This window comes from Pseudomonas sp. CH61 (assembly GCF_059429415.1).
Genome location: NZ_CM182098.1, coordinates 1,172,537 through 1,191,941 on the forward strand (window position 1 = coordinate 1,172,537; position 19,405 = coordinate 1,191,941).

General features: G+C 57.2%; 13 protein-coding genes. 1 reads left to right on the top strand and 12 read right to left on the bottom strand.

The genetic code is table 11. The features are described from left to right. Positions 1 to 161: 161 nt before the first annotated feature. The 7 genes from AC5SEM_RS05355 to puuE form a co-directional block, all read right to left on the bottom strand. Complete coding sequence (locus AC5SEM_RS05355; RefSeq protein ID WP_016982869.1) at positions 162 to 947, bottom strand: outer membrane protein OmpK; 786 nt, start codon at positions 945 to 947, stop codon at positions 162 to 164. Positions 948 to 1,108: 161 nt separating this feature from the next. Beyond that, positions 1,109 to 2,467 carry a nucleobase:cation symporter-2 family protein gene (locus tag AC5SEM_RS05360; protein WP_495472324.1) on the bottom strand — a complete coding sequence of 453 codons (1,359 nt, stop codon included), beginning with the start codon at positions 2,465 to 2,467 and terminating at the stop codon, positions 1,109 to 1,111. Positions 2,468 to 2,633: 166 nt separating this feature from the next. Then, entirely contained in the window at positions 2,634 to 3,944 is a 1,311-nt protein-coding gene (locus AC5SEM_RS05365) for a urate hydroxylase PuuD (protein WP_116032901.1), read from the bottom strand. 51 nt (positions 3,945 to 3,995) lie between these two features. Further along, positions 3,996 to 4,499, bottom strand: coding sequence for an ureidoglycolate lyase (locus AC5SEM_RS05370; RefSeq protein WP_034151759.1), 504 nt, complete (start codon positions 4,497 to 4,499; stop codon positions 3,996 to 3,998). Positions 4,500 to 4,633: 134 nt separating this feature from the next. Continuing rightward, complete coding sequence (gene alc / locus AC5SEM_RS05375; RefSeq protein ID WP_095120000.1) at positions 4,634 to 5,629, bottom strand: allantoicase; 996 nt, start codon at positions 5,627 to 5,629, stop codon at positions 4,634 to 4,636. A gap of 88 nt (positions 5,630 to 5,717) precedes the next feature. Further along, entirely contained in the window at positions 5,718 to 6,233 is a 516-nt protein-coding gene (gene uraD, locus AC5SEM_RS05380) for a 2-oxo-4-hydroxy-4-carboxy-5-ureidoimidazoline decarboxylase (RefSeq protein WP_016982874.1), read from the bottom strand. After that, complete coding sequence (gene puuE / locus AC5SEM_RS05385; RefSeq protein WP_095120001.1) at positions 6,230 to 7,156, bottom strand: allantoinase PuuE; 927 nt, start codon at positions 7,154 to 7,156, stop codon at positions 6,230 to 6,232. The genes uraD and puuE overlap by 4 nt, the downstream gene beginning before the upstream one ends. Before the next feature lie 420 nt (positions 7,157 to 7,576). Between puuE and uraH the strand changes: the two genes are divergently transcribed. Further along, positions 7,577 to 7,930, top strand: a complete 354-nt coding sequence (uraH, locus tag AC5SEM_RS05390) for a hydroxyisourate hydrolase (RefSeq protein ID WP_008080901.1) — start codon at positions 7,577 to 7,579, stop codon at positions 7,928 to 7,930. 82 nt (positions 7,931 to 8,012) lie between these two features. Here uraH and AC5SEM_RS05395 read toward each other — a convergent pair whose 3' ends face one another. The 5 genes from AC5SEM_RS05395 to AC5SEM_RS05415 form a co-directional block, all read right to left on the bottom strand. Next, entirely contained in the window at positions 8,013 to 9,911 is a 1,899-nt protein-coding gene (locus tag AC5SEM_RS05395; protein WP_495472325.1) for a hypothetical protein, read from the bottom strand. Positions 9,912 to 9,972: 61 nt separating this feature from the next. After that, complete coding sequence (locus AC5SEM_RS05400; RefSeq protein ID WP_495472326.1) at positions 9,973 to 11,832, bottom strand: response regulator; 1,860 nt, start codon at positions 11,830 to 11,832, stop codon at positions 9,973 to 9,975. A 53-nt stretch (positions 11,833 to 11,885) separates the two neighbouring features. After that, entirely contained in the window at positions 11,886 to 13,541 is a 1,656-nt protein-coding gene (locus AC5SEM_RS05405) for a hypothetical protein (RefSeq protein ID WP_495472327.1), read from the bottom strand. Between the two features lie 247 nt (positions 13,542 to 13,788). Then, positions 13,789 to 15,657, bottom strand: a complete 1,869-nt coding sequence (locus AC5SEM_RS05410) for a hypothetical protein (protein WP_495472328.1) — start codon at positions 15,655 to 15,657, stop codon at positions 13,789 to 13,791. A gap of 172 nt (positions 15,658 to 15,829) precedes the next feature. Continuing rightward, the gene (locus tag AC5SEM_RS05415) at positions 15,830 to 19,357 is read right to left on the bottom strand and encodes a calcium-binding protein (protein ID WP_495472329.1); all 3,528 of its coding nucleotides are present in this window, start codon (positions 19,355 to 19,357) and stop codon (positions 15,830 to 15,832) included. Positions 19,358 to 19,405 lie beyond the last annotated feature (48 nt).

A 19,405-nucleotide genomic window follows, 5' to 3' on the forward strand; every position in this document is an offset into this window, starting at 1 on the left:
ACCGGGGCCGGGATAAGTTGGCTTTTCGGTCAGGAATTAAATCCGGGCTTTTTTTTAGACCGAATTCAAGAGGCCGCGGAGAATACTGACTCAACGGCCAGGCCTCAAGTGCCCCGCAACAGAGCACCGACGACAGGCATGGGGCACGGTTGCGGGCCATCTTAGAAGTGCACCTTGACCAGCAGGCTGGCGGTGTTCTGATTGGTGTCGAAGTTGTGGGTGTTTTCGACGCCGTATTTATTTTTCCAATAACTGTATTCGGTGCCGACATACAGTTGCTTGTGGCTCCAGCCCAAGGCTTTTCCCAGGTCATATTTGATCTGCGGATTGATGTGCAGGTTGGCGTGATAGGTGCCGCGCGAGTTCTCATCGTTGTCGACCACCCAGTCGAGGTAGCCGTCGATCAGCACATCGGAATTACCGAGGGGAAAGCTGTAGGACCAGCCGGGGGTTATCTGCCAGACGCCATCGCCGGGGCGCGGGCCTTCGGTCTGGCGGCGGAAAATGTTCAGGGTGACGTAGTTGAAACCGGGCACCTTGAGGTCGAAACCGGGGCCGATCAGATAGGCCTCGCTGTCGCCTTCGCCGTACTCGTAAGTCATGGCGAGCAGGACGTCTTTGATCGGGCCGAACTCGAGTTTCTGGTCGAAGATCTTGCCGAACGAGAAGCGCGGGGTGAACTCACCGTAGAAGGCGTGGGGGCCTTTGTTCGCGTCTTCCTTGCCGTTGTAGAAAATCTTGTCGACGAACAGGAAGTTGTCGCCGTACTTCCACTTGTCGGCGTGCTCGAAGGTCAGCGTCTGCTGGATCGACGGATTGATCGCGAAATTCTTGCCGTACAGGTAGCTGAGGCTGTTGGTTTGCCATAGCAATAAATCGCCGGCCATGGCCTGACTCGCGGCCAGCAGGCCGCCACTCAACAGAACGTTGGTTTGCGTGCGAATCATCTGTTGCTCCCTCTTGTTTTTATTGTTTGAGGCGCAGAGCTGTTGACCCTTGTAGGAGTGAGCCTGCTCGCGATAGCGTTCTTTCAATCAACTCATGTGTTGAATGTCATACCGCGATCGCGAGCAGGCTCACTCCTACAGGGGCTACATCGGTGTTGCTGTTAGTGCTGGTGCGCATGGCAGTCGTTGATCGCTGCGCGCTCTTTGCCGCCGAGAATGTTGAACAGCAGGTTCAGCGTCAGCGCGCTGAGCGTGGCCATGGCGATACCGCTGTGGGTAATCGGGCTCATCCACAGCGGCAGGTGCGCGAAGAATTCCGGACGCACCACCGGGATCAGGCCCATGCCGATGCTCACCGCGACCAGCAACTGGTTGCGCCGGTCACCGATGTCGGCTTCCTGCAGGATCTTGATGCCGGTCGCTGCAACCATGCCGAACATCGCAATCGCTGCGCCGCCGAGTACCGCCGGTGGAATCGACGCCACCAGAAACGCCGCTTTCGGCAGCAGGCTCAACACGATCAGCAAGCCACCGGCAACGATGGTCACCGAGCGGCAGCGCACGCCGGTCATCTGCACCAGGCCGATGTTCTGCGCGAAAGAGGAGTGGGTAAACGTGTTGAAGAAACCGGCGACAAACGAGGCGCCGGCATCGCACAGCAAGCCGCGACGCAGCATGCGTGGGCAGACTTCCTGGCCGGTGATCTTGCCCAGTGCGAGGAACATCCCGGTGGATTCTACGAAGATGATCACCACCACCAGACACATCGACAGGATCGGCGCCAGTTCGAATTTCGGCATGCCGAAATGCAGCGGGGTGACGAACTGAATCCATGGCGCGTTGGCCATGCCGCTCAGGTCGACCATGCCGATCGCGCCGCACAGGATGTAGCCGAAGCACATGCCGATCAGTACGGAAATGTTGACCCAGAAACCGCGCATGAAGCGGTGGACCAGCAGAATGGTACCCAAGACCAGGGCGGCGATGGCCAGATAAATCGGTGAGCCGAATTGCGCAGCGGCGGCACCGCCACCGGCCCAATTCACGGCCACGGGGAACAGCGACAAACCGATCGAGGTGATGACCGTGCCGGTCACCAGCGGCGGGAAGAAGCGTACGACCTTGGACATGAACGGCGCGATGAGCATGCCGAAGAAACCGGCGGCGATCGTCGCACCGAAGATGCCTTGCAGGCCGATACCGGGCATGCCGGCTATGGCGACCATGCTGCCGACAGCGGCAAAACTGGCGCCCATCATCACCGGCATGCGAATGCCCATCGGGCCGATCCCTAAGGATTGCACGATGGTGGCGATACCGGCGACCAGCAGGTCGGCGTTGATCAGGAAGGCAATTTCTTCACGACTCAGGCCAGCGGCCTGTCCAATGATCAGCGGCACCGCGATGGCGCCACCGTACATCAGCAGAACATGTTGCAAACCGACCAGGATCAGTTGCAAAAGGGGCAATCGCTGAATGGCGGGTGCGTCGGGGATGCGCGCTTTGGACAGCTCGGACATGCAACACCTCGGATCTTTTTATTCTTGTGATTGAACAGCTGCCGGGTTGCTCACAGCTGTTTCTGTGCATCAGGTAAACCGCGTTGCGGCGATTCGCGAGCAGGCTCGCCCCCACAGGAAATGCGCGATCTCTGTGGGAGCGAGCCTGCTCGCGAAGCTTTGTTGCTTAGTTGGTCTGTGCTCCCTGGGCGATCCATGCACCGATCAGGTCACGTTCCTGCTGGGTCATCTGCGTGATGTTGCCCAGTGGCATGATCTGCGTGGTGATGGCTTGCGCCTGGATGCGCGCCGCGTTCTGGCGAATCTGCTCTGGGGTGTCGAACATCACACCGGCAGGCGCCGCACTGAACAACGGACTGGTTGGTTTGGCCGAGTGGCAAACCGCGCAGCGTTCCTGGATCACTGTGTGCACTTTGTCGAAACCCGGGCCTGCGTTGGAGGCTTGCGCCGGTGCTGCTGCAGGTTCGGCAGGGGCTGCCGGTGCCGCTTCAGCCGGTTTCGCGCCACCGCCCAGGGCCGTTTCCGGCAGCGGTTGGTACTCGATTTTGGCTGGCGCCTTGGCCACTTCCGGCGCGGTCGACATCGGCGTTGGGCCGGTGACGTAGGCCAGGGTGATCATGCCCACCGCTGCCACTGGCAGCGTCCAGGCAAACTTGTGGCTGTCGTGACGGGTGTTGAAGTAGTGACGCACCAACACCGCCAACACCGCGATCCCGGCCAGGATCAACCAGTTGTACTGGCTGCCATAGGTGCTCGGGAAGTGGTTGCTGATCATGATGAACAGCACCGGCAGGGTGAAGTAGTTGTTGTGACGCGAACGCAGCAAGCCTTTGGCTGGCAGCGCCGGGTCCGGCGTACGGTTCTCGGCAATCGCCGCGACCAGTGCGCGTTGCGCCGGCATGATGATGCGGAACACGTTACCGACCATGATGGTGCCGATGATCGCGCCGACGTGCAGGTATGCACCACGACCGCTGAACACTTTGCTGAAGCCATACGCCGCGCCGATGATCAGCACGAACAGAATGAAGCCGAGCAGAGCAGGGCGTTTGCCCAAGGCCGAGTCGCACAGGAAGGAGTAGATGAACCAGCCGATAAACAGCGAGCCGATACCGATGGCCACGCCTTCAGGGCCGCTCAGGGTGCTGCCCGGAGCCAGCAGGTAGAGCGTTGGGTTGGAGTAGAACACCACGCACAGCAGCGCGATCCCCGACATCCAGGTGAAGTAGGCTTCCCACTTGAACCAGTGCAGGTTCTCCGGCATCGCCGGCGGGGCCAGTTTGTATTTTTCGAGGTGATAGATACCGCCACCGTGGATCGCCCACAGATCACCGGCCAGGCCGGTTTTCGGGTTGACGCGGTTGAGGTTGTTCTCCAGCCAGACGAAGTAGAACGACGCGCCGATCCAGGCCACGCCAGTAATCATGTGAACCCAGCGCACGCTCAGGTTCAGCCATTCCAACAGATGTGCTTCCACAGTCTTTACCTCTCGCCTGTCACTCTTGTTGTCGAGTGATCAGACCTTCTCTTATTGGTGGGGGGCGAGGATCAAACGCTCATCCTCTTTGAAAAAATGCTCATCGCAGTTATTGCCTGTGCCACTGCGATCAACCACCAGGAAGTCATCCCGCTTTTCGATCGTCAGCACCGGATGGTGCCAAACGCCGCGATGGTAATTGATGCCCTGCCTGCCGTTGGTGACGAAGGCGCGGACCAAGCCTGATACAGGTTCATCGCCAACGGGCGCGACCACGATCAGAAAGGGGTTGCCGAGCAGCGGAATGAAAGCCTGGCTGCCCAGCGGATGGCGTTCCAGCATGCAAACGGTCAGCGGCATGTCCTGCGCGTCGGCGCGGAAGATGCTGATGATCGCGTTGTCCTCAGGCTGGGCGGTTTCGACCGTCGCCAGTTTGTGGAAGCGCATGGTCGAACCGTTGTTGATCATGAAGTGATCGCTGCCGTCGGTTTCGATCACGTCACCGAAAGGGGCGAAGGCTTCTTTGCTCAGCGGTTCAATCGTTAGTGTGCGCATGCTGTTCTTCTTATCCGAATTCTGTGTTGACTGTTCTGACGCCTTCGCGAGCAGGCTCGCTCCCACAGGGGATTGCATTCCAAATGTGGGAGCGACGGTGCGACGATTCGACCTGCTCGCGAATGGGTTCAACCTTATTTAGCGACCTTGCCCAAAACGCGCAGGCGACTCACACCACCATCCGGGAACACGTTCAGGCGGATGTGGGTGATCGGGCCCAGCGCTTTGATCTGCTCGACGAAGGTGTGTTCGGCGTGCATTTCCAGCTTCTGGCTCGGCAGCAGTTCACGCCAGAACAGCGACTGGGTTTCGATCTGGCTGTCAGTACCACCTTTCACGAACGCGCCCTGGATCGAGCAGGTGTCCGGGTAGTTGCCTTTGAAGTGCAGGGTGTCGACGACGATCTTCTCGATCTCGCCCGGGTGACCCAGCGCGACGATGACCCAGTCATTGCCTGGCGTGCGACGACGTGCAGTTTCCCAGCCGTCGCCCATGTTGATGCCACGGCCCGGGTTGAGGATATTGCTCATGCGGCCGAAGTGTTCGTCGGAGCAGGCGAGGGCGCGGCCACCGTTCAGAGCTGCTGCCAGATCGACTTGCTCGTTGTCGCCAACCGCCGACCAGTCGCGATGCGGCACACCGTACACGCGCAGACGGGCTACACCGCCGTCCGGGTAGATGTTGAAGCGCAGGTGGCTGAACGCTTGGTCGTTGCTGATTTCGTGGTAGTGGTGGCTGTTGCCCTGCAGCTCGACGGCCGACAGCACTTCAGTCCACTGGGTGTTTTCATCAGGCTCGCCCGACGCCAGGAAGCAGGCTTCCAGAGAGGCCGATGGCGGGAAGTTGCCGGTGAAGAATGAAGTGTCGATGTCCACGCCTTTGATCGAGCCCGGTACGCCCAGACGGATCACTGCGCTGTCGAAGCCTTCGAAGCGCTTGCGGCGCGATTCCCAGCCGTCCATCCACTTGCCGTTGTCATCGAACACGCCCTCCTTCCATACGGCCGGGGTCGGTTGGAACAGACGATTGGCGTCTGCGAACCAGTCATCGGTGACCGAGATGATTTTGGTGCCCAGACGGGCATCGGCCAGGTTGACGAATTTTTCGAAAGGTACGGCGTAAGCTTTCATTCTTCTTGTCTGCCTTTAAAAAAGTGGCTGGGGATGCTTGCAAGACCCTGGGTGCTCTCCGCGTCTGATGCACTCGGGTCAGGCTTCGCTAAAGAGTCAGTAAACGGAACAGGGCGATCTTGTTGATCTCCGCCAGCGCGCACTTGAACTCGGTGTCTTGCGAGTTGTGAATGCGCGTTTCGAACGCCGCGAGGATCTGATGCCGGTTGCTGCCTTTTACCGCCATGATGAAGGGAAACTTGAACTTGGCTTTGTAGGCGTCGTTCAGCTCGGTGAAGCGCTGGAACTCTTCGGCCGTGCATTGGTGAATACCGGCGCCAGCTTGTTCATTGGTGCTGGCTTCGGTCAGTTGGCCCTGGACGGCGGCTTTGCCGGCCAGGTCCGGGTGAGCGTTGATCAGTGCCAGTTGACTGGCGTGATCGGCGCTCAACAGGATGTCGCTCATGCGCTGGTGCAGGGTTTCGATCTCGTCGATCGAAGCGTCCGCGCCGAGGTCATAGGCCTTTTCGGCCACCCATGGCGAATGTTCGTAGATGTCGGCGAAAGCTTTGACGAAGGCGTCGCGGCTCAGGCTCGACGGTTGCAGGGTTTGAAAGCGGCTCATTGGGCGGCCCCTTGGTACGGCTGGGTTTCGTGCCAGTGACGCGCGATGTCGACGCGACGGCTGAACCAAACCTGTTCATGACTTTTGGCGTATTCGATAAAGCGTTTGAGCGAAGCGATGCGACCCGGACGGCCGATCAGGCGGCAGTGCAGACCGATCGAGAGCATTTTCGGTGCTTCAGCGCCTTCGGCGTAGAGCACGTCGAACGCGTCTTTGAGGTATTCGAAGAAGTCGTCACCCTTGTTGAAACCCTGCACCTGGGTGAAGCGCATGTCGTTGGTGTCGAGGGTGTACGGGATCACCAGATGCGGCTTGCCGGTCGGGTTGTTCGGTTCCCAGTACGGCAGGTCATCGTCGTAGGTGTCGCAGTCGTAGAGGAAACCCCCTTCTTCCATGACCAGACGACGGGTGTTCGGCCCGGTGCGACCGGTGTACCAGCCCAGTGGGCGTTCACCGGTGATTTCGGTGAGGACGCGGATCGCCTCGAGCATGTGCTCGCGTTCCTGCGCTTCGTCCATGTACTGGTAGTCGATCCAGCGGTAGCCGTGGCTGCAGATTTCGTGGCCGGCATCGACCATCGCGCGGATCACATCCGGGTGGCGCTGCGCTGCCATCGCAACGGCGAAGATCGTCAACGGAATGTCGAATTCCTTGAACAGTTTCAGGATCCGCCAGACGCCGGCGCGGCTGCCATACTCGTAAAGCGATTCCATGCTCATGTTGCGCGCGCCTTGCAGCGGCTGAGCGGCAACCATTTCAGACAGGAAGGCTTCGGATTCTTTATCGCCGTGCAGAATGTTGCGCTCGCCGCCTTCTTCGTAATTGAGTACGAAGGACAGGGCGATGCGGGCATTGCCCGGCCAGTGTGGGTGAGGAGGGTTACTGCCGTAACCGATCAGGTCGCGTGGGTAGTCAGCGCTCACTGCAGTCTTCCTTCTTGTTCGTTGACAGATGTATGTGGCGGCCTGGCAGGCTGGCGTCACAGCGATGGGCTGATTGTATACAACTTTATTCGCAATTTGTAAGCCTGAATTTTCGCATTTTTCACCGACTGTCATCTTTTACTGCTATTGGCGTGAGCCTGCAAGAAACCTGCCTGACCAGTCAGCTAATGGATAGGAGGTTCAATGAATAGGCGTATCGCTGGCTCATCGGCAGGAAACCCCCGAATGGCGGGGGTGAAGTGAAAAATGTCGTTTTTATTGTGTACAATTTTTTTGAAAAGTGTCTTAATCAATCGCTCGCCGCAGCTTTTCGTGCTCCGAATCGGTGCGGTCTCCTTTTCAACTGACTTCGGGAGGCGCGAGGTCTGACTGCTCCAAGCAGGCAGGCGCGCAGAATCAATGGGACGTTTGACAACACACGTTTTGGACGCTGCACACGGTTGCCCGGGCAGTTCGATCAAGGTCGAGCTGTACCGCGTTGAAGGTTCGCAACTGGAATTGGTCGCCAGTGCCGTCACCAACAGCGATGGCCGGGTCGATGCGCCGCTGCTGCAAGGCGACGATTATCGTACCGGGGTTTATCAGGTTCAGTTCCACGCGGGCGATTACTACCGCGCCCGTGGCGTTCAGTTGCCGGAACCGGCATTTCTGGACGTGGTTGTGCTGCGCTTCGGCATCTCCGCCGAACAGGATCACTACCACGTGCCATTGCTGATTTCGCCGTACAGCTATTCCACGTACCGGGGCAGCTGACCCCCAAGCAGCTGCCCCCACCGGGAAGCGACTGCGCATATAGCTTCTTTGGTCTTTCGCCCGCTCACACTGCGGGCTTTTTTTATTTCACTCTGATGATGACGAGGTTGTTTTCCCCGGAACCCTCAATAGGCATGTTTGCGCCAGCGAGATAAATAATCTTGTTGGCAGCGTGATGATCTTGAAGGGTTATCTTGTGGTGAACCTCGATTTTATTGACCAACGCTCTTTTCTTCAGCCAGGTGACCGGGTCAATTGCATTCAGGGATTGGCTAGGGAAATGCACAGGAAACAAAACGAACACGCTATCAAGGCCTCGTCGTTGGATCAGCAGAGCATCTTTCGCATTGCGCCGAAAGTCTTCCGACACTCGGTAGCCATTCCCTTTCAGAATTCCTGTCAGCAAACTTCGCACAGAGGGGCGACTGACATGATATTGCGATCCGGCAAACAACTGAGGGTTGAAATCAATTCTTTGCAGGCCTTCTGCAGACGGCTGAGGCAATTGGAAGTAGCCATTTGCGTCTATCGACTGTGGTGTAAGGAGCATCAACGGATCGCTCAGGTCCTGACGCACGACTCTTTTATCGTCGACGGATACAGGGCGGTTTTCCCAGTACTTGAAAGTCTCGAACAGCGCACTGACACCGGGACCTGTTATTTCATCGGAGTGGCTGGCGCGATTGAAAATCTCCCGCGCGACTCTGTTTGCGCAGTCATAAGAAAGATAGGGAAACTGATCGCTGACAGCTTGGGTCAGGGTTTTGCCAAAGGGCAGTCCCTCGACGATTCTCCAGGTATCACCGCCGCGCCCCGTCCATTTGTCCGCCAGTTTCACCACACCCCAGGGCTGCAATTGAGGCGTGGTTAACAGCATGCGTTCGAACGCATCGAAACGCGTGGCAGCAAATTGCGGATGTTTGATAAAGGCCAGTGAGTCTGTGGCATGTGTTGGCTGGGCGAGGATGGGAAAGTGCAGGCCATCGATTTCGATGGAGTCGCCGACTAACGGTTTCGTCGCAGCGCCCCAGGTTTTCCAGTCTTCAATGCGTATGGCTGAAGTCAGTGTCACAGCCGGGTCGCTCTCACCACCCAGCCGCGCACGTTTGCCTGGCCCCGGTTCGGCGTCTACTCGCGAAGCTGCAACTTCAGCGCTGTAGGCTGGCGAAGTGTGTTGCGCAGCGCTGATGTCTGCCACCTGGCGACGCCATAGCGATTGCCCCGGAATCTGCTCGAGGGTGATGTCGGGCAGGTTGATCGTCGTTGCGCTCGCCAGTTTGTATTCGCCTTGTTCGTTTTTACGAACCATGACAGTGCCGTCGGCGAGGTCGACGTAGATTTTTCCACGGGGTCCCTTTCGAATGCCGTCAACGGATTCATGTGCGCCAGGGAGTAACGTTGCCAGGTTGGGGTCGACATGGAAAATCGCCAGCGGCTCGTCGGCGGTCAGGCGGGGCATGAACAGGCTTCCCTGCACTGATTCGCTCGAGTACCACTGCGCCTCGATACGCCAGCGTGACTGTCCCGGGATCTGTTTCAGAATCGGCGGCGTCACACCCGGTGCGGCGGGCCATGGAATCTGGTAATTCCCGTCGGCGTTGAGTTCTACTCGGTAATAACGGCCTTCTTCAAGATGGGCATAGGTCTGACCGCTTGGGGCTATGAACAACCCGTCGACCGATTCGTGTGGCTGCAAGAGATGGGTTTGCAATCCTGGCAGCGCAATCTCTGCCAGCCTGGCATTCGCTTCGGTAATGATCGGATCAGATATATAGCTCACCACCACGCGTGGCTCGTCGACAACCTCGGTCCTTGGCGGTAATGAAGTTGAAGTGCCCGGTTGTGGATTCAGGTCGGGTATCCGTGAATCTGGATTACCGCTAGTCCTTATGCTGATCGCGCCAGTATCGACGTCGATTCGGGTGATCGTGGAAGTACTCGACGAAGCAGGGAGAACAGTCGTTTTTGTCGGTTTGATCATTGAAGTGCCTCAGAGTCGGTCATGGTTGCATTGCTCACTGTCTCGATTGATCTCTCGTTGATTACTTGTCTCTGATAACGAAGAGCGTTGTCTGCCCGAGCGCATCTTTTTGAACCCCTCCGAGCAGGTAGATGATCTTGTTTTCTTCGCGGTACGTGGACAGTGGTTTTTGCTCGGTGATGAGGGTTCGCAGTTGGCTGTCACTGAACTCAAAACTTTCCAGCGTCACGCGTTTGAGCCTGCCGTTGATAAGCGGTGGCAGTCTCAGCACGAATACCTGGTCGATCTTCTTTCGATGAAACAGCAATGCGTCGTCGCCCAGCGGTTGAGCAGTGGCATTCACTTCGTAACCGTCATCTTCCAGAACCCTGCTGAACAGCCTGCGCAAGTTGGGCGGAGTCCGCGCCGCGGCGTACTCGTTCCAGTGTTGAGAGAATCTTCCGGGATCAAAATCCAGGCGCATCAAGCCTTCACCCAGCGAAGAGGGGATGGTCAGCGTGTCTGACTGTTCTTCGGTCCTGCGCAATATCAGCAACGGATCACTCAGTCCTCGCGGTGGCGCACGGCGCACCTGCCTGTTTTCCCAATAGCGAAACACTTGATTGAGGTGTGCCAGACCATGGCCGCTGATGACCTCGGATCGGTTGGCTCGGTTGAACATGGCGCGAGCCAGCGCGCTGACTGATTGATCCGACAGGTACTTGAAGGTGCTTGAGATGTATTGAGTGATTGGCATCTCGAATGGCACGACGTTGTCCAGAACCGTCCATTGGTTATTGCGCTTGATCGCCCATCTCGGTTGCTGGGCCGGGTTGTCCCGCAGCATGTGTTCGAAGGCGTCGTACAAGGCGGGCGAAAACAAGGGGTGCAACAGATAGACGAGTCTCGGGTTCGGTCCCGGATTCTGATGCAGGATTCGATAGTATTGCCCATCGATCTCGATGTGCTGGCCCAACGGTGGAGGGGCATCTCGCCCCCAGTTGCGCCACAACCCGTAACTCAGATTAATGGCTGCGGGATTGGCTGAAAGCAGGCTTTCGGTCAATGCCTGGGTGGTGTCAGTGGCCTCTTCCAGATGCGCCCGTTTGCTGGGCCCCGGCGCAGGTTCCTGACTGTCGGGCGGGGCTTTGTGTTTTACCGGTTGTGCAGATTCCGCTAATGACTCGCTCGCCTCGGTTTTGCGCCGCCACAGCCGTGTACCGGGAATCTGTTCGAACACTATTGGCGAAGCGTCGCGTGCGCTTGCGGAGGCCTGCTGATAATGACCTTCAGCGTTTCTGCGCACCATGACGGTTCCGTCAGGTGTATCGATATAGGTTTTACGATGTTTGTCATAGCGCAAGCCGTCCGTGGTCTGCAGTGCAGGCGATAGCAGGGTCGCATCTTCGGGCGCAAGGTAGATGGGTTGATGCACCGTCGGCAGGTCAGCGACGGTCTGTCGCTGATCGTGATCCGGGTTGTGCGCAAGCCAGCCGGGGCGTTCAAAAGTCCAGATGGCCTGGCGCTCGGTTTTTACCAGAAAGGGGCCAGGCAAGTGCGGTGTGAAGTTGAAGGGAATCTGGTAACGGCCGTCAGCAAGGCTTTCGACCAGCAGATGCCCTTCATTCTCAACATGGGCATACAACTTGCCATCGGGGCTGGTGAACAGTCCGCTTTCGGCATCCAGGCGTCGCAACAAATGTACTTGCTCGGCAGGCCAGGTGATTGAGCGCAGAGCTGTCTGCGCTGACAGCGTGGTGGCAGGTATTTCTGTGACCTGCACCAACGCTTGTTGCGGGTGTGTGCTCGCCGGGTCGCTCGAGGAATCTGCGTCGGGCGGGTTTTCGCCGGGCAGCCTGCGGGAGCTGCCAGCAGGGTTTGCAACAGGCGGCGGGGAGTCGGGCGCAGTGGTCCCGGCCATACGTTTCGGTGGTTTGGCCATTATTTGTCTCGCTGTTGGTTAGGCGCGGCGATCGATGTGCGTTGGAAGGCGAGTCAACCTTCCCTGATCATGAACAGCGTCGGGTTGTCGGGGGATATCTGTTGCACACCGCCCACCAGGTAGATGATTTCGGTGTGGTTCAAATCGTTCTCAAGCTGCTGTCTTTGCGCGGGGCTGAGTCTGCTCAGGAAATCAGGATTGTTGAGTTCTGATCCTGGCGAGGTGTAGCGAGGCACCTGATTGTCCACGATGCGGGGCAGCTTCAGCACAAAGACCGCGGCGACATCCGGGCGATGAAAGATCAACGCGCCTTCGCTGTGCTGACGGGGGGTGGGATTGATGGTGTAGCCGTTAAGCTGCAAGACCGAGCTGAATAGTTCGCGCAAGGCACCGGGTGTGGGACCCGCTGTGTACGTGGCCCATTCCTGGGCGAAGCGTGCCGGATCAAGATCCAGACGCTGCAGCGGGCTTGAGTCAGGCGCGGGCAGGGTGAGCAAGCCAACGCGTGGCAGACTGCCGGGCGGTGGCGCCAAGACTGGCAGCATGATCAACGGGTCTGACAGATGATGGATGGGCGCCTGGTTATTCGCTCGGTCTGTCCAGTGGCGGAACGTCAGCGCCATCGCTGAAAGGCTCTGCGCATTGACGCCATGAGGGGCAGAGACATGCTCGAATACGGCTCTGGCGAGGTTACTTGCCGATTGCGCCGACAGATAGTTGAATGCGCTGGCAGCGTATTGGGTTGCCGACATTTCAAAAGGCGGGTGATTGTCCAGCACCTTCCATTGGCCTTCGCGTTTGAGTGCCCATTTCGGCTGACGCGAAGGCTCGTGGCGCAACATGGTTTCGAAGGCGTCAAAGCGATCAGGAGTAAATCCAGGGTGTTGCAGGTACACAAGGCCGGTATCGTCTCGCAGACCTTGCGCGACGATCGGATAGTGCTTGCCGTCTATTTCAATGGATTCACCGGATTCTGGCCTTGCGGTTCGCCCCCAGTTTTTCCATTGACCTGCGGAAAGATCCACTGCAATGGACTGTTGAGAAAGCAGACTGCTGACCAGCGTGCTTGCATCTGCGAGGGTGCTGCGTTGCTCCGTTAACGGGGAGTGCCTGCCCGCACTGACTCTCGCCTCGACTGTTTCGGTGGTTGCGGTTTTGTGGGCGAGGGGCGGCGTTTCGACTTCACGCCAGAGCATTGTCCCAGGGATCTGTTCAACCCTTGTCCCGGTGGGTGTCGCTTCCCCAGCATGGGTCTGCCGCCATCCGTCTGTGGTTTTCGACACCATGACGAAACCACCGGGCATTTCGACGTAGGCCTTCTTGCGCTTGTCGTATCGCAAGCCGTCTTCATCGCCGGCCTGTAACTTGAGCAGGTCGGCTGACTCGGGGTTGATAAAAACAGATTGCGGCAAGCTTCCATCCCTCGACGTGCCGGCCAGCGCCAGGTTATCTGGATCAATCGAGTGCCGCCGTACCCATTCCGCTGTGCGCGTTGCGCTTGATTGCGCTTCGTGCACGTGCGCATGACTGACTATAACGCTGGAGCGTTGCGAAGACTCAACCGGTAGCGGGTTCGCCGTTATCACGCCGTGCTCGGAACTGCCTCTTTCAACGGCGAGATTACCGCTTGGGTTGAGTCCGGGATCCGGCGATGTCGACGTTGTTTGTGGTGATGTCTGACGCGGGATTTTCTTGGGTGGTTTGGCCATTGAATTGCTCCGATGAGGTGCTGACAAGTCAAAGGGCCGGTCAATCGGGCAGCACATCAATGTGTTGTGTGCTGCGCCATGATTGCCCGGCCTATCGGCTTCAAAGGCTTGATGTTCGGCAAAAAAACGCACTTGTGTGCGGTACATATGTATTGCGCTGCAAGCTGGAGGCAGCAGAGTGTTGCGCCGTGTTGAAGAGGATTGCGCGACGCTCGCGATCAATCGCGGATGAGCGTCACCGCAGGGCTTAACGCTCTCTGAGAATGAATACCGAGTCCGGTTGCGACTCGACTTTCAGCACCCCGCCGATCAGCCACACCACCTTGTTCTGCGAATGCGCGGCCATCAGCGCGAGAAGTGCGTCTGAGCCAATTCGGGCCGATAGACTTGGATCAGTCAGTTCGTTGCCCGGGGTGTGGGAAAGTCCGACCTGTTCGACCGATCCCAATTTCAAATAAAACACCTGATCATGATGTTCGCGCCTGAACACCAGGGTCGGCTTGCGGTGTTCGTGAGTCAGCGGAAAAACTTCGTATCCCGAACGAATCAGCAGGGCGCCGAGCAGGCGTCTGAGGTTCAGATCGGTTGGATAGGTTTTATAGTGATTCCACTCGAGGGAAAAACGCTGCGGATCGAAGGTCAGGCGTTTCAGATCGCCCTCGGTCTGCGCCGGCAGCGGAATGATTTTCTTGCCTTGATGATCAACGGAGGGCGCAATCGTGAGCAGATTCAGCGGGTCGGCGAACGCCGGTGTGGTGGGAAACGGCTTTTGCTTCCACTGATGCAGGACTGCCTGAATGTGGATCAGTCCAGTACCGGTGATAAAGGGCAAATAGTCGGAAACGTCGAATAGTTTTCTGGCGACCGCCCGTGCAGTGACGTCGGAAAAGTCCGGGAATGCTTCGGCAACCGATCGGGTCAGAGTCGTTTCAAAAAAGCGTTTGCCGGGGTGTATTTCTCCCGGGTCGCTGCCGATGCGAAAGGTGGCGACCGGTTGCAGTGATGGGGTATTGCGCAGCATGTTCTCGAAGGCGTCGAAGCCGCTCGGGACAAATTCCGGGTGTTGCACGAAGTACACTTTGGGCGTGGCATTGGAACCGGCGGGCACTATGGGGTAGTGAAGCCACCCCAGTTGTACCGATTCCACCGCTGGCTTGTGCAAATGTCCCCACGACAGCCAGAAGAACGGTGTTGGATTATCGGTTGTCGCTGTTGCAGTGCGCGATGGCGACGCTGGCGCCAGGGGCTCATCTAGCCTTGGCCGTTTGCTGAGGCTGGGACTTGGTTCGGTCTGCTCGGTAGTGGCACGTGGCCGCTCTGAAACAACAGGCTCACCCGGGATCGTGCTCGCTGCTCTTTGTCGCCAGAGAAGGGTGCCGGGAATCTGTTCGAAAAATACGTCGGGCGAGACGCTGCTAGACGCAAAGGCTTGCTGGTAATCGCCGTTTTTGTTTTTGCGCACCATGACCGTGCCTTCGGCCGTATCGATGAAGGTTTGTTTGAGTTTGTTGTAACGGACCGCACCGGTAGCAGGTTCTGCCTTGGTCAGTGTGCTCGCGTCACTGGGCGACAGGTAGGCCGGCGTTTGCGGCACCGCTGGAGCACCGGCCGGGTTCTGCGTGGGCTGCCAGCCGGGGCGCTGGATACGCCAGCTTGTTTCACTGCCACTTCTTGTTACAACAGGGCCGGGTATCCCAGGCGAGAACGTCAGAGGCACGTAATAGTTGCCGTGCATATCTCGCTCGACAATGAACCGGCCTTCATTGCCGATCTGCGCGTAGGTGCGCTGATCCGGCCCGATGAACAGGCCGGTGTTGTCGGCAAGCGGGGTCAATTCGCTCAATCGAGTCTCAGGCCAGGCGATGGCATTGTGTGCCGCGCGGTAGGTGTCGACGTGACTGCCGGGCATTTCACTGACGACGATTGCAGGCTGGTGAGGGGCCGAGTCTGCGGCAGTGTCCGGTGCGAAAGGTCGTGGAGATGAATCGGCACCAACCCTCGAGACGTCAAGGGTGTGGCGGGTAATGTGGCTGCCCGGATTCGAGTGCGTGGGGTTTGTGTTAACGGTTGAATCGGCTGCGGTTGTCACTGCAACTTTTTTGGGTGGTTTGGCCATTGCAAATTACTCATGGAGTGTGGGATGTCGAGCGCATGGAAGCGACTCGCCGTATTTCGGGCGCACTCGTCTACATCCCGAGGTATCCGGGATGTGACTGTCATGGAGACATTGGTTATTTCAACTTCAGAGTGCGCAAATCGCGATCAGCCATCGACCGACGTCTGCAGCGTCAGGCGGGGGGCACGTCAATCAAGGGCTGTGGAGAGAAGATGTATTTATCTTGATGGCTGCAACGATTGATCACCCGCAACTGCGAATATTCAACGCGCGACTTGTCGGCGCGCAGTATCCAGCCGTGGGCGGCGAAGCTGTAGTTCACCGTTTCACGGAGATCGTCGACGGTGGCGATATTTCTGACCTTCAGCTCTTTGCTGGCCATTGAGGAAAAGACTTCGGGTAAGGCTTTGGTCGCGTCGGGTTCTTCAAAATACCGTGCATCAAGGCCATCCAGATAGATACGGTCGAAGGACAGGTCAACCGTATGTACAACACCGTTTTCGGTAATGACGCGTACCTGATCAATCAGGTCCTCGCTGTCATAAACCGGTAAATGAATCCGGCAAGTGCCGATGTGCAGTTGGTTGTTTTCCAGTGTGATCGTGACCTTGCCCAATGTGGTTGCATCGAGTTCCCAGGTCGAGGAATAGGGCAGACGGACTGTGGCGTTGGCCAACGCGCCCGGCGTAGAAAGCCTGAATGTCATGTCAGCCGCCAAATGGATCAGGTATGTGGAGCCTTCACCTTCCAGACTTTCCATGGCGGTTTGCCCCGGCACGGACGTGAGCATCGCACAACCGTTTTTGCTGCCGAGTTCGTGCGCCTCATTGGTCGGCAGCTCATAAGGGAACTCGCCTGTTCGAAACTTCAAAGGCAAGTTGATTGGAGTTGTCCATTCTTTGAAAGAATACGTAGGGTAGTTCTTGTCAGCAGGGGCGACATCCGTTTCCGGCGTAAGTCCCGCATTCAAGGCAACACCGTCGTTGAATACCAGAACATATTTGCTATACGTGCGAACGGCCATGGTCCGCAGAATTTTGGTCATGTTGTGCGGGTCTTCTCCTCCTCGTGCTCCGGCAAAGTATTTAAGCGTCAAGACCTTCTCGCCAAAGTGGTAGGCAAGATCGCAGCCCGCGAGCAGGTCCTGATTCTTGTCCGATTGTCGTGCAATGAAGTGGGCTTCGGCCTTGGTCAGTTCACTGCTGGCGTAATCCAGATAAAGGGTTGTCACGGCGTCGGTACGTTCTACCGAATGGAACCGGGTAGGTTGCGAGGAGCGCGGCAGGTAGTAACGCACATCGTGCTTATGCATGATCCAGCAGTCGGCCGCGTAGAGAATGGTTGCTTTTGCCGGGTAACCTTTTTTGACGGTAATGACATCGACAAGAAGGTTTTCATCACTGGTTATTTTCTCGGGGAGCACAGGCTTGAGGATGTAACCGTCCAGGGTGAGAAACGTCAGATGACTGTTCTTGAGTTGCCTTTGCGTCCCGACTTGCATGTAGATGTCGTGCAGAGTGACTACGCTTTTGGGCCTGTCATGGAAATCAAAACCTGAGGTGATGATCAAGGCATTGTCCGCAATCACCCAGCTTTCAATCAGCTCCTCGCGCCATTTCAAAACGACAATGCTTGCCTGTACGCCATCCTCATGAATGGCGGTATACCCTTCTTCGTGGGCAATGAAGTATTCGTCGATACCGGCCTCGCCCGAAGCCGTCGCACCGGCGTGCAGTAGATGAATCTGGTCATTTCCTGCTCCCGCATTGATCCTGTCTTTGCCTTGCGAGCGGATGAGGTTGTTGGCCCCGTTGCCCGTCACGACAGATGCAGCACCCTTCAGGGTTTCAATATTTTCGATTCCTTCGAGAAAACTGTGGAAAGTGTATTTTTCGCCATTGTCGGCGGCAGGATCAGCAGTGATTGTCTGGAGCGTCTGTGCCAGCAGATCGATGTCATATCCCGCTTTGGCCTCGTGGCGAGTGTAGTAATCGCCACCGAGCACCAGTGTGTCGTTACCGGCGGCGCCCTTTATCGTCGAGAACCCGGAAATCATCGCGCCTTCGCGAAGCAGATCGCCGGCGCTTTCAAAGACGAAGCGGTCGTCCTTTTCGCCGCCGGTCAGGTCTTTCTTTCCTGAGCGGTAATGGAAGGTATTGGGTTTTTTCTCCACACCCTTGATCGAGTCGCGACCCTCACCGATCAACCACACAACACCTTTGTGTTCTGCCGGAGTGCCCAGTACAACACCGGGCGTGTCTTTGGTGACGCCATCGCGAGCATCGATGATGTCATCGGTGCCTCTGATTTTAGGGACGTTGACGGTTTTCCAACTGTCTTGCTTGGTCCACCAATTGCGCGTCCAGACCTGGGTTGGCTGGAGAAAGACTTCGAACCCGCCGTGGACGATGGCTTCGGTGGTGTCCTTCAACGGACCCTCCAACAACCTTCGAGCCGTGTCCCGCAATTGGGCTGAGTGTTGCAGCCTGGTTTTCGCGGCGTTGTAGCGATCCTGAATGTCCTGATCAATGTCCATCATGCAGAACGAAAACCAGCCGGTGCGCCAACGCTCATCAAGGGTCAGTTCGATGTAATCATCGATGTCGTCGACCACACGCACTGCACCATAGACTTGCGATCCAATCGCCAGAATGGCTCCGGCCGCCAGGCCCACCGGACCGGCGAAGGAGAATCCGGCCATGGCTGCGGTGCCAAGGATCACCGTCATGGCCGCACTGGTGATGCTCAGCCCTGCGCTGACGTAATGATCCATCGCTTCCTTGCCGGTTGTATTGTCTGCGGCCCTGAAAGATCTGATCGCGGTGAAGACATCGAATGGCAGTGTCAGCGCGCCGCCGATCAAACCGCCAGAGCGGCCCAGCCTCAGGGCAAATCGGGTTTTGGCAAAGTCCTTGAAGGCAGTCTGGCCGGCGGTGAGCATTTCGGTGGCGATCTTGCTGACGGTGATGTCCACGGCGATGGAGCCTACTTCCGATGCAATACCAACGCTGTTAATTGCAACTTCGGCTTTATTGTTGGCTTTGATCGCATCGACAACACCGCGCAATCCCATGAATATCCCGAAACCCTGGATACCGACACTTGAACCCAGTGTGGAGTAGCTTTTCGTCAACTCTACCCAGCGTCGGTTGTTCTTTGGAAGATGAGCATGACTCAGGTCGAGTTTCTGTGCGGAACTTAAAAGTTTCGCCAGCTTGTTGCGATAGTTACCCGGGTCAGTATCGGAATCGAGGCTTTCCTTGATCATGCCGGGGGCCGTTAACGGACGCCGGCTGGCCATTTCGAAAAGCAGCGTCGGCAACAGATAACTGTCGTTGCCGGTAGCGGACTTTATGTGCTGTTCGATATTGACTGCGCTGAACTGCAATGCGTCGGTAAATGAGCGCTTGGGTGTTCGGAAGAAAGTGTTTTTGCCATTTAACGGTTGATTGTCGACGGTTGCGCCCAATGCATCGAGGGCAACCCGTGTTATCGATACATCGCCAAATTGCAGCGGGCCAAATACCGAGTCGTTGATTCTCAACTGCTCGACGTTATTTTTGAGCGGCAGATCCGGATTGTTATCAGGGCTGTTTTTTATATCGATCGTTGAAGCATTTTTCTCATTTTTCTCAATGCGCATGTCAGTGATCACGATCGGATCAATGTGTATCGATGCTTCGCTGATAAGCGTGGCCATTTGAACGTCCTTGTTCTGGCGGATTGTCGTTAAAACCGTGAGGGATAG